Genomic DNA, 14,370 nt, shown 5'->3' on the forward strand with positions numbered 1-14,370 from the left:
TAATGCGATCTATACTTGCTATAACACTATCAACACTTGCCCTAAGTGGCTGTGTGAGCGAAAGTAGTTATAACGGCAGTAATAAACCCGTCGTCGAAAATAAAGTTAATAATACTGGCGCAGCACGAACACGAATTGCTTTAGCCCTACAGTATTTAAAAACGGGTAATAATTCTCAAGCCAAATACAATTTAGAACGTGCAGCAGCATTTGCTCCTGACCTACCTGAAGTACACTACTCTCTTGCTTATTACTACCAACAAGTGGGCGAAAACCCGCTAGCAGATAAAGCCTACCAAAAAGCACTTGAAATCAAGCCAGACGATCCTAACACCCTCAATAACTACGGTGTGTTTTTATGTGGTATTGATGAATACGATCGTGCAACTGATCAATTTTTAAAAGCCATTGAAGTACCAAGTTATATTCGTGTTGCCGAAAGCTACGAAAATTTAGCCTTGTGTGCTATTGAATTTGATGACTTTGAAAATGCAGAAAGCTACTTTCAACAGGCACTTAATCACAGCTCTCAGCGTACATCTACATTAATTAGCTTAGCCGCACTGTATTACGCAAAAAGTGACTTATACAAAGCCAGTGAACTTTTAAAACGCTATGAAAGTACGGGTCGAGTATCTTCTCGTGCATTAATGCTTAGCTATCTTGTAAAAAACCGAATGGGCAGAATTGAAGAAGCTGAAAAAATTTCAAACACTATTTTGCAAACTTACTCTACCAGCAACGAAGCCTATGCGTTAAAAGAGAAAAGAACACGTTTTAATGAGTTTGAAATACTGCGAGAAAAATACCGTAAAGCGCAGTTAAAAGAACTAAAAAATGACGCAAGCGGCGCGCACGTTAGTTCAAAACCAAAAATAAAAGTTATAAGAAAGAAGCGTTCCTCAGAGGACGGTTCAACAAGCTTGGTAACAAACAACGAGCAAAAAACAGATAAAAAGCTCGCAACAGCAAATAACCAAGATGTAAATCCTGTTATAGCAAGAGAAAAGCAAACTCAAACATTACAAAATAAGCTCAGTACGCAAGCCGACGAAGCAACCGTAATAACAAAACAAGTAACAACCCAAAAAGAAGAAACTACTGTAGTCGCGCCAAGTAATCCTACCGATACATCGGCTGTTATGCTTGCACTTACTACTGAGCACGACTCTGCAGATTCTATAGTAGCAGCGCCTGAAAAAGCACAGCCCGTTTTAGAACCTAAAAAAGAAGTTATAGCGACAAAACAACCGGCTAAAGCCGATGACGAGGTAACAATAATCTCGTTTGGCGCACCTAAAACAGGCCAGTTTAATTCGCAGCAAACTAGTAACTACAGTAATTCTGCACCTGCAGTTACAAATCAAAAAAACAGTAGCGACGTGGTATTCTACGAAGCGACTAAAAACACAACCGTTTTTGAAAACAGCAACTATCAAAATAATGCTGATATTGAATTTAAAAGCTACGAAGCAGTGCAAAAAACTGAGCTTCCAATGCTTAATCCTAAAGTATCGCCTTTACGCGTGCCATTTCATGTAATTGCTGTTGGCGAAAACCTATTTAGCATTTCGGTGCGATACAATGTTAAACTACAAAAACTCCTGCAATGGAATGGTTTAAAAGAGTCGGATCGGGTAATGAATGGAAGTAAAATATACCTAAACGATCCTAATATTTATTACGAAATTAAAGCTGGTGATTCCCTTTACGATATAGCTACCCAGCGGCATGTATTAATTGATGAATTAATGCGATGGAATAAATTAAGTCCTGATATAGCATTAAAACCAGGGCACAGACTTTTACTAGTGGATCCAGACTCATACACATTATGAATGAAGAAAATACGCAAACACAGAGCGAACAGCCAACTGTAGGCCAAATACTAAAAAATCATAGAGAGCAAGCAAACGTTAGCATCGCAACTATCGCTGCACCGTTAAAGCTGTCTGAACTTCAAATTAAACGCCTTGAAAATGATGAATTTGCGTTACTAGGCCCTATCACTTTTGTTAAAGGCTATATAAAAAATTATTGCCGTGAATTAAAAGTCGATAGCGCACCTATATTAGCAATGATGCCGGCCCCACCAGAGCCGACCAAGCCCGCTAATATGCAAAGCTTTTCGCGCCGAACAGAAAAAGAAGCAAGCGACAGCCGTTTAATGTTTTTTAGTTATTTAATTTTAGCAATTGTTATTGGCTCATCTGCTTTATGGTTTTGGCAAAACGCTACCCCCATTGAAGAGCAAACCAGTAAAATAAACGTTGCCAACTCAATAATGAGTGAACGACAAGCAGCTCAACCCAGTATTTTACAGCAACAAGCCGAAATTAACGACGAATCACTATTAGAATCAAAAGATACGCTTGAAACATCAACAAGCTCAGAAGCCGTTACAGAAACGGCTCCTATTACATCTAACAACGAAAGCCAAGAAGATGCTAGCAGTACAATTGTTATGAACTTTAACGGCGAAAGTTGGGTTGAAATTTACGATGGCGAAGGCGAAAAAATAGCATTCGGCGTTAAAAAAGCAGGCTACATTATGACCGTAAGCGGAACGCCTCCTTTTTCAGTTGTGCTTGGTAAGCATGACGCTGTAGACATTACTTTAAACGGCGAACCTGTAGATGTTTCTGCATTTCCTAAAAACCGTTTAGCCAAATTTACATTACCACTAGCAGAGTAGTCGCTATGTTTTCAGAATCCCCAATTAAACGCAGAAAATCCACCCGTATCAATGTAGGTAACGTCCCTATTGGTGACGGCGCCCCTATTGCTGTGCAATCAATGACCAACACCGACACCATGGATGTTGATGCAACCGTTGCACAAATTCAGGCAATACAAGATGCAGGTGCTGACATAGTGCGTGTATCAGTACCAACTATGGACGCAGCTGAAGCGTTTAAAAGTATAAAAGAGCAGGTGACTATTCCGCTAGTAGCCGATATTCACTTTGATTACCGTATAGCCTTAAAAGTGGCAAAATACGGCGTAGATTGTTTGCGCATAAACCCAGGTAATATAGGTAGTGAAGAGCGTATCAGAGCTGTGGTCGATTCTGCTCGCGAGCATAACATTCCTATTCGTATTGGTGTAAATGGCGGCTCACTTGAGCGCGACTTACAAGAAAAATACGGCGAGCCTACACCTGAAGCCTTATTAGAATCAGCAATGCGCCATGTAGATATATTACGCCGCCTTGATTTTGACCAATTTAAAATATCGGTAAAAGCATCAGACGTATTTTTAGCGGTAGGCGCCTATCGCTTGCTCGCTAAAGAAATAGACCAACCACTGCATTTAGGTATTACCGAAGCGGGCGGCATGCGCTCAGGCTCGGTTAAATCAGCCGTAGGTTTAGGTATGCTACTTGCCGAAGGTATTGGCGATACACTGCGAGTGTCGCTTGCAGCTGACCCTGTTCAAGAAATTAAAGTAGGTTTTGATATTTTAAAATCGCTGCGCATACGTTCGCGCGGTATTAACTTTATTGCCTGCCCTAGCTGCTCTCGTCAAGAGTTTGATGTAGTAAGCACCATGAACCAGCTAGAAGAGCGCCTTGAAGATATTATTGAGCCTGTATCGGTTTCGGTAATTGGCTGTGTTGTAAACGGCCCGGGTGAAGCACTCGTGAGTGATATTGGCCTTGCCGGTGCAAACCGTCGCTCAGGTTTATACATTAATGGTGAGCGCCAAAAAGCGCGTATTGACAACAACAACATTGTTGACCAGCTCGAAGGCTACGTGCGCGACTTTATTGCTCAAAAAGAGCAGCAAACACCTATCGATATTAAAATAGTCGAATAAATACCGTATAAAGCGCCAAACCACGCTGTTTGGCGTTTACCTTTATGACCAAAACGCTATAATAACAGGTCAATTTTTAGCATTCTTGTTGTGTAAGCATTTTTTATTACACATAAACAGCATTTAGGATTTATCAGTGGCAAAACAAATTCAGGCAGTTCGCGGTATGAACGATTGTCTGCCGGGCGATACACAAGTTTGGCAGAAAGTAGAAAGCATTTTACGCGAGACAGTAGCATCGTTCGGTTATCAAGAAATTCGTTTTCCTATTGTAGAATCAACCGACTTATTTAAACGCTCTATTGGTGAAGTTACCGATATAGTAGAAAAAGAAATGTACACCTTTGCCGATCGCAATGGCGACTTATTAACACTTCGCCCAGAAGGCACCGCAGTATGCGTACGTGCTGGCAACCAAAATGGCTTACTATATAACCAAGAACAACGCCTTTGGTACATGGGTCCAATGTTTCGTCACGAACGACCGCAAAAAGGTCGTTACCGTCAGTTTCACCAATTTGGTTTAGAAACATTTGGTATTGCCACAGCCGACATAGACGCAGAAGTTATTTTATTAACAGCGCAACTATGGGAAGCCTTTGGCATTACTGACCACGTTCGTTTAGAGCTAAATTCTTTAGGGTCTAACGAAGCGCGTGCAGATTACCGTGATGCGTTAGTAGCCTACCTTGAGCAACATATTGACGTGCTTGATGAAGACTCAAAACGTCGTATGTATTCAAACCCATTACGCGTACTTGATAGCAAAAACCCAGACGTACAAGCAATTTTAACTGATGCGCCTAAACTATCTGAAAACTTAGACCCTGAATCAAAAGAACATTTTGAAAATTTATGTGAACGTTTAGACGCTGCTGGCGTCTCATATACGGTTAATGAAAAGTTAGTACGTGGTTTAGACTACTACAACCGCACCGTATTTGAATGGGTAACCGACAGCTTAGGCGCACAAGGCACTGTATGTGCTGGTGGTCGTTACGACGGCTTAGTTGAACAACTTGGCGGCAAAGCAACGCCAGCAGTTGGTTTTGCAATGGGTCTAGAGCGCTTAGTGTTATTACTACAAGCGCTTGAGTGTGTAGGTGACATTCGTCGTAATGCTGATGTATATTTAGCAGCAATGGGCGACAAAGCAAGCATTCAAGCTCCTGCAATTGCAGCGCAACTACGTAAAGACGTACCAGGTTTACGCGTTATGGTGCATGCGGGCGGCGGCAACTTTAAAAAACAATTAAAACGTGCTGATAAAAGCGATGCACTTGTTGCAGTGATTATTGGTGAAGATGAATTAGAAAAAGGCGTTGTGACCATCAAGTATTTGCGCGAGCGTAAAGAACAAGTCACATTAGAATTAGAACAAGCTAAAGCGCTATTAGCTGAGCTTATTAACGGCTAAGCGAACATTAGAGGTAAGAATGGATATTTATTCAACAGAAGAACAACAAGCAGAAGCCATTAAACGCTTTTTCCGTGAAAACGGCATTTCACTTGCACTAGGCATACTTGTTGGCCTTGGTGGCTTATATGGCTGGAAAGCATATAACCAAAATCAAATTACTACCGCTGAAAAAGCATCAGATTCATATACAGCGCTTGTTGAAAGTGATGATGTATTATCTTCAGCTGATGCGTTTATTAGCGAAAATAAAGATACAAACTACGCAACACTTGCTGCATTTGTTGCTGCAAAAGACGCTGTAGAGGCAAAAAAATTAGACGTAGCAAGCGAAAAGTTAAGCTGGATAGTGTCTAATACTGAAAATACAGAATTAAAAGCAATTGCGATTACACGTTTAGCGCGAATTCAAATTGCACAAACTAACTATGACGATGCATTAACTACATTAAATGCACCATTACCTGAAGCATTCAACGCAAACGTTGCCGAGCTTAAAGGCGACATTTACACACAGCAAGGTAACAAAGATCAAGCACGTACTGCATACCAAGCAGCAATAGATGCGGGTGGATTAACAAGTAACCCACTATTACAAATTAAGTTAGATGACCTAGCAGTAACTAGCCCAGCGGCATAAGGTTTTAGGCATGAAAAAATTTACAACAGCAGCCCTTGCCCTATGTATGGCAACACTGATGGGTTGTTCATCAAGTGATGATGAAGATGAACTAGTACTTCCTGAAATTGTAAACCAATTTGAAACTGACGTTGTTTGGCAAGAATCTGTAGGTGATGGCGTAGAGCATTACTTTTCTCGTTTAACACCAGCTGTTTACAAAGATACTGTATATGTTGCTAGCCGCGAAGGCCAAGTAGAAGCGCTTTCGCTTACTAACGGCGATACCAAGTGGGAAACCGATGTACGCCAAGATTTATCGTTTTGGCCATGGGCTGACAACGGTAATGCAAAATTATCAGGTGGTATTTTGCAAGCCTATGGTAAAATTTATATAGGTTCTGAACACGGCTTTATTATTGCCCTAGATCGCGAAACCGGTGAAGAAGTTTGGCGTAAGAATGTACCAGGCGAATCACTGTCTAAACCGACAGCAGGCGATGGCTTAATATTTGTAAATTTAGGCTCTGGTAAATTGTTAGCCCTTCACCCAGATACGGGCGAAGAACGTTGGAGTTTTGAACAAGAAGTTCCACCACTAACATTACGCGGACAAAGCTCGCCAACTGTTGCTAACGGTGGTGTATTAGTAGGCCTTGAAACAGGCAAGCTAAGCGTTTTAATTTCAGACAGTGGTTACTCAGCATGGAGCGCAGAAATTGCGGTTGCTAAAGGCGCATCAGAATTTGAACGCCTAGTTGACGTAGACACTCAACCACTTATTAGCGGTCCATACGCTTACGCTATAGCTTACAACGGCAACTTAGCTGCTGTAGATATTCGCTCTGGCAACGTAGTGTGGAAACGTGAGTACAGCAGCTACCGCGAAATTGCGATGGATGCACAAACAATTTATTTAGTAGATAGCGATGGTGTTATTTACGCATTAGATAAAAATTCAGGTATTGAACGTTGGAGCCAACCCGCTCTACGTGGTTGGTACCTAACAGGCCCTGCAGTTGCAGGTAGCCACTTAGCTTTAGGCGACCAAGAAGGTAACCTACATTGGCTAAATAAAGAAACTGGCGAGCTAGTATCTCGAGAAGACTTTGACAGCTCAGGCTTTTTTGTTGAGCCAGTTGTTGCCGACGATAAGCTAATTTTATACACCCGTGATGGTGAAGTTAGTATGGTAAAAATACCAAACTAACTGACTGCTATTAGTATAACCTGCTAATAGTTAATTGTTTTTTGTAAGGCTTCGCACTGCGAAGCCTTTTGTTGTTTTTTAAAGAGGTAGTTTATGCTTCCCGTGATCGCTCTAGTTGGGCGACCCAATGTGGGCAAGTCCACATTATTTAACCGTTTAACACGTACTCGTGATGCACTCGTAGCCGATTTTCCAGGTTTAACACGAGATAGAAAATATGGCCAAGCTAGTTACGATGGCTATGAATTTATCGTGGTAGACACGGGCGGTATTGATGGCTCAGAAGAAGGCATCGAAATCGAAATGGCAGATCAATCTCTGCTAGCCATTGAAGAAGCCGACATTGTTCTGTTTTTAGTAGATGCTCGTGTAGGTATGACCGTAGCTGACCAAGCCATTGCTAATCACTTGCGTAAACAAGAGAAAAAGTGCTTTGTTGTTGCCAATAAAACCGATGGCATTGATGCAGATTCAAACTGTGCTGAATTTTACCAATTATCATTAGGTGAAATACATCACATTGCAGCTGCACACGGCCGTGGTATTACCCTATTACTTGAACAAACACTTCAGCCGCTTATTGCTGAACTAGCTGCTCAAGATGAAGAAGTAACAGGTGATGACGAAGAATTAATCGATCTTTACGAAGAAGGCGAAGGTGATGATACTGATCATCAAGCGTTTGCAGATAAACCTGTAAAGCTTGCTATTATTGGTCGCCCTAACGTTGGTAAGTCAACACTTACAAACCGTATATTGGGTGAAGATCGTGTAATTGTATATGATATGCCAGGTACAACGCGCGATTCTATTTATATTCCAATGACGCGTAACGACAAAGAGTATGTGTTAATTGACACAGCCGGTGTTCGTAAGCGTAAAAAAGTAAGTGACGTAGTTGAAAAGTTCTCAGTAATTAAAACACTACAAGCAATCGAAGATTGTAACGTGGTTTTACTTGTTGTGGATGCGCGCGATGGTATTTCTGATCAAGACTTAAGCTTATTAGGTTTTGCGCTTAACTCAGGTCGTTCGCTGGTTATTGCCGTTAATAAATGGGATGGCCTTGACGACTACGTTAAAGATCGTATTAAAACAGAGCTTGATCGCCGTTTAGGCTTTATTGACTTTGCACGCTTACACTTTATATCTGCACTTCACGGTACAGGTGTTGGTCATTTGTTTGAATCGGTTGATGAGGCGTACGAGTCAGCAACTAAGCGTATTAGCACCGCAATGCTTCGCCGTATTATGGACATGGCTCAAGCCGATCACCAGCCGCCACTTGTTCGTGGTCGTCGTGTTAAGCTTAAATATGCGCATGCCGGTGGTTATAACCCGCCACGTATTGTAATTCATGGTAACCAAGTTCACGATTTACCAGATAGCTACAAACGCTACCTGATGAACTACTACCGTAAAGCACTGAAAATTATGGGCACCCCAATCAAAATTGAATTTAGAGAAGGTGATAACCCATTTGCAGGGCGTACTAACAAAGTAACGCTTTCGCAAAAACGTAAAATACGTGCGTTTGCAAAAGAAAACCGTAATAAATAAACTGCATAAGCGTTAATTTATTACAAAAAAACGGCGTACTTTTTAGTACGCCGTTTTTTATTACTGAAAATTAAGTAATGCTAATTGCACCAGCCGTTCAACTGTGGTGTCTTGAACATTTTTAGGCGCTTTGGGGTAATACTTTGATTTTGGCGGCTTAATAGTTATAAACCCATGATTGGTTGCCATTTCGTGGGCTAACAGCTTTCGCTCTCGGGGGGTTAAATGGTTTTCGTGTATTTTTGCCAGCTCGCCGCTATCAAGCCATATGCCTGCACAACCTGGGCATTCGTCTATTTCAACCACTTTGAGCGGCGAAAAATACCGGCGCATCATCACAATACTTGGGCATTTAGGGCAATTTACTCGCGATGAGACTTCGCCCTCACCTTCGGTATAATTACTCAAATACTTAAGTAAAACCTGACCATGCTTTAGCTCTGGCGAGCTAAACTTAAAAATTTGGCTGTTATCAAAAAATACGCCGCCTTGCGCTGACGTAAAAACAGTAATCCCGCCAACAAGTAAAGGTTCAAGAGAGGTATTTGTACGTGGGCATAACATTCTAAAAATCCTTTTTATTTTAATACTTAACTTACACTACTTTACTCAAGTGCTTTATGAATAAGCCCAACAAGCGGGCCGGGCAATGTAATATTACCTGCAAGTACAAACTCATGCGCGTCATCTGACATTTTTTGCCATGTACGGCGAATAATACCAATCCATTTTTCTTCATTGTAATCTGGTTTTGCATTGGCAAATCCAAGCATATAATGCTCAATAAATACAAGGCTTGCTACATCTTCTACTAATTGGCTGTCTGGGTTACGTTTAATATTTTTTTTAGCGACCGCATCGTACACTCGGTTTTGCTCAGCTTCACCGTAACCAGCTTGCTTCATGAGCGCAACCACGCTGCTAGCATGAAATATATAAAGTGCACTGCGCCACTGATGATAGCCCTGTTTGTTCATTTCAAAATCACTACGTGGCGACTTCCAACGCTGAATATGCTGTGCACGCACTGCAATTTGCATGAGTTCATCGGCATCTGGTTTAAAACGAGTTAACATTTCGCTCATGCGCAAGGCGTATAAACTTTCTTTAGGAAAGCTTTGTCCATTGTGCTGCTCAGTATTAGGGTCTTGGTTGTTTGCTTCATCAATTAAGGTAATTACTTTATTAAACATGACGATCATTTTTTATAATAAGTTTTAATCATTCTAAACGCTGATAAAACAATAAACTAGTACGCCAATCAGTTACGCAGTGAAATTTGTTCAATCAAAAAGTAAAACCAAGAGTTACAAGTTATAAAAGTAAGCGCATTGATTAAGTTAACTTGGTACTATATTGAGCACAAATTAAAATAAAAAAGCGCGATAAATAATAACTAACTCGCCAATAACGGATGACTATGTTTAAAAAAAGTATTCTAGCTATATGCTTAGCGGTTGCATCGCTACCAAGCTTAGCCGACACTAACACTGATTTAAAAACCATTATTGATAACCACTGGCAAAACGCCAAAGCTGAAAAAATATTTTTTCGTACCGACCCAGACGGCTGGAAGCCAAACGGTACATTGCCAAATTGGAGCGAGCAAGCCATTGCAAAGCGCCAAGCTTATAACAACAGCGTGCTAAAAAGCTTAGCCAGCATTGACCCAAAAACGCTCAACAACGAGCAGCTAATGAACTACCGCTTATTTAAATATGAGCGAGAAACCGAGCAGCAAAGCTACCTTTATCAAGATAAGTATTTTCCGGTTAATTTTTTAAGTGGCTGGCATACTTATTTTGCCGAAGCACCGGCTAACATGGCATTTTTAACACCCGACGATTACAACGCATTTTTAATCAGCCTTGCCGACTACCCTCGATTTAATCAGCAAAATATTGATTTAATGAAAGAAGGTATAAAAACAGGCTTTACTCATTACTGCAAAACCTTTGAAAATTACAGCCAAAGCATTAGCGCGCATATTGTTAAGCAACCTGAAAACAGTGCCCTTTACGAGCCCTTTACACGTATACCAAACACGTTTACAGCAGAGCAAAAAGCCACATACCAAAATAAAGCAAAGGCCTTAATCAGCTCAAAAGTAGTCCCTGCTTATCAGCACTTTTACGACTTTTTTGAAAACGATTACATGCCTAACTGTAGAGCACAGCCGGGTATTGCAAGCGTTAAAGGCGGGCTTGAGTATTACAAATACACAGTTAATTACTACACCACAACCAATGCCACACCAAAGCAAATACACGAACTAGGCCTTAAAGAAGTTGCGCGTATTAAAGCGCAAATGCAAAACATTATTGATGAAGTAGGTTTTGATGGCACATACAGCGATTTTTTAGAATTTTTAGCGACCGATGAGCAATTTTACGCAACAGACGCGCAAGACCTGCTAGAAAAAACCGCTTTTATAACGCAAAAAATGTATGGCAAATTACCAACCTACTTTAATCATTTGCCGCGTAATACCTTTACTATTAAAGGCTCAGCGAGTCGCGGCGCGTTTTATATGCCACCTGCTGATAACCGCTCCCCTGGCACTTATTTTTTAGCCTCAACACCTAAACTACAGCCTTTATATAATTTAGAAGCACTTAGCTTACATGAGGCAATACCAGGGCATCATTTACAAAACGCTATTGCTATGGAGTTAAATGTACCCGAATTTAGACGCACACTTAGCCACTCTGCATTTGGCGAAGGTTGGGCACTATACACAGAGCGCTTAGGTAAAGAAGCCGGCTTTTATCAAAGCCCGTACAGCGACTTTGGTCGTTTAGGCTACGAAATGTGGCGTGCAGTAAGACTTGTTGTTGATACCGGTATTCATGCCTTTGGTTGGAGCCGCCAAAAAGCTATTGACTACTTGGCAGATCACACTGCTTTGCCACGAAGTGCGGTGGAGGATCAAATAGATCGTTATATATCATGGCCAGGCCAAGCGCTTTCGTACAAAATGGGCGAAATAAAAATACGCGAACTGCGAGCAAAAGCCGAAAAAGAACTAGGCGCTAAATTTGATATTCGCAGCTTTCACGACACCGTAATCGGCCAAGGCTCGCTGCCTATGGAAGTATTAGAAGACGTAATAAACGATTGGATAGCAAAACAAAAATCGGCTATTTAACATTTAAGGAGGCGGTATTATTTGCCGCCTCTTTTTAAAACCCTCTTAAACACCTCAAAACTAATCCCTACCCGCTTTTGCTTCGTAAAGCTAATGATTACAAAAACCTGAGCAAACCTATGAGCAAACGCATTTTATATTGGCTACAAAACGATTTACGAATAGACGACAACCCTATTTTAAGCGAACTTGCTACTGAGCAATGCGCGCTCGATATTGTATTTGTTATAAACCCGCACTGGTTTAAAAATAATAACTATCAACAAAAGCCGTATGGCGTGCATAAACAGCAGTTTTTAATGCAAAGCTTGTATGAACTCCAACAAGCACTTATTGAGCGTGGGCAAACACTGCATGTACTTGAAGGCGAACCTGTATCGCTTTTGAAAGCGCGTATTAATGAGCAAAATATTGATGAAGTTGTATACAGCGAGCAATTTGGCCTGTACGAGCAACGCCAAATAAACTTACTCAAAGCACATTGCCCTAATACTAAATTTACAGGAGCGCAGCAAGACACGCTCTTTAAACAAAGTGACCTACCGTTTGATTTAAGCGAATTACCTAAACACTTTACCCCGTTTCGTAAAGAGGTAGAGGCCGCCACTAGCCCCATTTCACTTTCAACATTACCAAACGGTTTGCTCCCTCAGCCAATAACCTTGTGCGCTAAAAAACCTTTAGAGCGTATAGCAAATAATGGTGTAATGCATGGCGGGTTTAAAAGTGCGCAAACACACTTAAAGCAATACTTTTCAGGTTTACTACCAAGTACTTATAAAATAACTCGAAACGAGCTTGATGGCTTTAATAACACCACAAAATTTAGTACCTGGCTTGCTTTTGGCTGTGTAAGTGCGCGGCAAGTTTATAAAGCAGTTGAGGCGTACGAACATAACCAAATAACAAACGAGTCTACTTACTGGATTAAATTTGAATTGCTATGGCGAGAATATTTTAAATGGCATGCACTTAAGGCAGGTAAAAGCCTGTTTAATTTTAAAGGCCAAAAGCAAACAAAACCCCTTACTACATTTATGCCAAACCGCTTTGCTGCATGGTGTAATGGCTCAACACCCTACCCATTAGTCAATGCCATTATGAACGAGCTAAACGCTACGGGTTATATATCAAATAGAGCAAGGCAAATTGCAGCAAGCTGCTTAGTGAACGAGCTTGGCCTTGATTGGCGCTATGGGGCAGCTTATTTTGAACAACAATTGATTGATTACGATGTAGCCGCTAATTGGGGTAATTGGCAATATATAGTAGGTGTAGGCGTTGATCCGCGTGGTGGTAGGCACTTCAATATTGAAAAACAAACGTTACAGTTTGACCCGCACGCTGTTTACACTAATAAATGGCAAGGCAATGAAAATACCAGCACGCAGCTGGATACCTTAAACGAAGTTGATTGGCCAATTTAAGCCGCCAATCAACTTTTACCAAGTAACGTTTAAAACAGCTCAGCAATGCCTATATTAATAGCGTAACCACCCAATGTTAAAAACAAAAATAAACACAGCGCCAGTAACAGCGGTTTAATACCCGCTTGGCGAATTGCCCCTACATGTGTGCGTAAGCCTAAAGCCACCATCGCAATGGTGAGTAATATATTATCAAACCAAACAACTGCGCTTGTAGCCACTTGAGGAATAACTGATAGCGAATGTACACCACTTGCCACAATAAATAACACCGCAAACCAAGGGATCGTAATACCTGCTTTTTGCTCGCCGCCAGGCGCGTTTATATTTGCATGCTTTTTACTTTGCCAAAACGATAAGCCCACTAAAAATGGCGCAAGCATCATCACCCTTAGCATTTTTTCTATAACGGCGGTATCTGCAGCATTGGCGCTTACAGCTGTGCCCGCTGCAACCACTTGCGCTACTTCATGAATAGTTGAGCCTACAAAAATACCGTAAGCGTGTTCACTCAGTCCCATGTAATCAAACATGATTGGGTAGGCAAACATGCTTAACGTGCCAAACACCACCACCGTTGCTACAGCTACCGATACTTTATGCGCCTGCGCCTTTATTACAGGCTCGGTTGCCATTACAGCTGCTGCGCCACAAATAGAGCTACCTGCGCCAATTAATATGGTTGTTTGTTCATCAAGCTTAAATACGCGCTTACCTAGCTGCACTGCCAAAATAAATGTGCCTAACAGCATTACAACATCGATTAATAAGCCTTCCCAGCCTACACCCGCTACTTGCGCAAAGGTAATTCTAAACCCAAACAACACAACCCCCGCTTTAAGCAATATACTTTTAGCGTAATCAACACCTATATCGGTTTGCGTAGCAATACGCGAAAACACACTGTTACCCACAATAATGCCAAGCACTATACCAATAGTTAAAGAGCTAAATTGCGCACTTTGCATTATGGGTAACTTACTTAATGCAACAGATGCTCCCGCCAAAACAACCACCAGCAGCATACCTAACCACCAGCGCGTATCGCCGTATTGCTTAGTATTAATACCCAAATTTTTAATAGCGCTAAGCATAATATTCTCTCAATTGAACAACGTTAAACTGTTGACTTCATTTTAAGAAAGCGCAAAATATAACTCCAATACATTA

12 protein-coding genes are annotated in these 14,370 nt (G+C 41.2%); 9 read left to right on the plus strand and 3 right to left on the minus strand.

Annotated elements, in window-relative coordinates:
• Positions 1–2: 2 nt before the first annotated feature.
• The 7 genes from pilW to der all read left to right on the plus strand — a co-directional run bounded on the left by pilW (position 3) and on the right by der (position 8,625).
• Complete coding sequence (gene pilW, locus H5120_RS12590; protein ID WP_182674722.1) at positions 3–1,838, plus strand: type IV pilus biogenesis/stability protein PilW; 1,836 nt, start codon at positions 3–5, stop codon at positions 1,836–1,838.
• Positions 1,835–2,695 carry a RodZ domain-containing protein gene (locus tag H5120_RS12595; protein WP_182674723.1) on the plus strand — a complete coding sequence of 287 codons (861 nt, stop codon included), beginning with the start codon at positions 1,835–1,837 and terminating at the stop codon, positions 2,693–2,695. Before pilW ends, H5120_RS12595 begins: the two co-directional genes overlap by 4 nt.
• Before the next feature lie 5 nt (positions 2,696–2,700).
• Positions 2,701–3,819, plus strand: a complete 1,119-nt coding sequence (ispG, locus tag H5120_RS12600) for a flavodoxin-dependent (E)-4-hydroxy-3-methylbut-2-enyl-diphosphate synthase (RefSeq protein ID WP_002961295.1) — start codon at positions 2,701–2,703, stop codon at positions 3,817–3,819.
• Between the two features lie 136 nt (positions 3,820–3,955).
• Positions 3,956–5,236 (plus strand): histidine--tRNA ligase, encoded by a 1,281-nt coding sequence (gene hisS, locus H5120_RS12605; RefSeq protein ID WP_182674725.1) that lies wholly within the window; start codon positions 3,956–3,958, stop codon positions 5,234–5,236.
• Between the two features lie 19 nt (positions 5,237–5,255).
• Complete coding sequence (locus H5120_RS12610) at positions 5,256–5,876, plus strand: tetratricopeptide repeat protein (RefSeq protein ID WP_002961300.1); 621 nt, start codon at positions 5,256–5,258, stop codon at positions 5,874–5,876.
• A 10-nt stretch (positions 5,877–5,886) separates the two neighbouring features.
• A complete protein-coding gene (gene bamB / locus H5120_RS12615; RefSeq protein WP_002961301.1) occupies positions 5,887–7,065 on the plus strand; it encodes an outer membrane protein assembly factor BamB in 1,179 nt (392 codons plus the stop codon).
• Positions 7,066–7,158: 93 nt separating this feature from the next.
• A complete protein-coding gene (gene der / locus H5120_RS12620) occupies positions 7,159–8,625 on the plus strand; it encodes a ribosome biogenesis GTPase Der (RefSeq protein ID WP_024597862.1) in 1,467 nt (488 codons plus the stop codon).
• A 60-nt stretch (positions 8,626–8,685) separates the two neighbouring features.
• Here the strand turns inward: der and H5120_RS12625 are convergent, their stop codons facing one another.
• Both H5120_RS12625 and H5120_RS12630 read right to left on the minus strand, forming a co-directional pair.
• Entirely contained in the window at positions 8,686–9,189 is a 504-nt protein-coding gene (locus tag H5120_RS12625) for a zf-TFIIB domain-containing protein (RefSeq protein ID WP_182673018.1), read from the minus strand.
• Positions 9,190–9,230: 41 nt separating this feature from the next.
• Entirely contained in the window at positions 9,231–9,818 is a 588-nt protein-coding gene (locus tag H5120_RS12630) for a DUF4202 domain-containing protein (protein WP_182674727.1), read from the minus strand.
• Positions 9,819–10,045: 227 nt separating this feature from the next.
• Here H5120_RS12630 and H5120_RS12635 point away from each other — a divergent pair, with 227 nt between their 5' ends.
• Positions 10,046–11,773 (plus strand): DUF885 family protein, encoded by a 1,728-nt coding sequence (locus tag H5120_RS12635; RefSeq protein ID WP_182674729.1) that lies wholly within the window; start codon positions 10,046–10,048, stop codon positions 11,771–11,773.
• A 119-nt stretch (positions 11,774–11,892) separates the two neighbouring features.
• Positions 11,893–13,200, plus strand: coding sequence for a DASH family cryptochrome (locus H5120_RS12640; RefSeq protein WP_182674731.1), 1,308 nt, complete (start codon positions 11,893–11,895; stop codon positions 13,198–13,200).
• 29 nt (positions 13,201–13,229) lie between these two features.
• Here the strand turns inward: H5120_RS12640 and H5120_RS12645 are convergent, their stop codons facing one another.
• Positions 13,230–14,294 (minus strand): YeiH family protein, encoded by a 1,065-nt coding sequence (locus tag H5120_RS12645; RefSeq protein ID WP_182674733.1) that lies wholly within the window; start codon positions 14,292–14,294, stop codon positions 13,230–13,232.
• Positions 14,295–14,370 lie beyond the last annotated feature (76 nt).

Source organism: Pseudoalteromonas sp. SR43-2 (assembly GCF_014163885.1).
In the GTDB taxonomy this organism is placed as follows: Bacteria; Pseudomonadota; Gammaproteobacteria; order Enterobacterales; family Alteromonadaceae; genus Pseudoalteromonas; species Pseudoalteromonas distincta.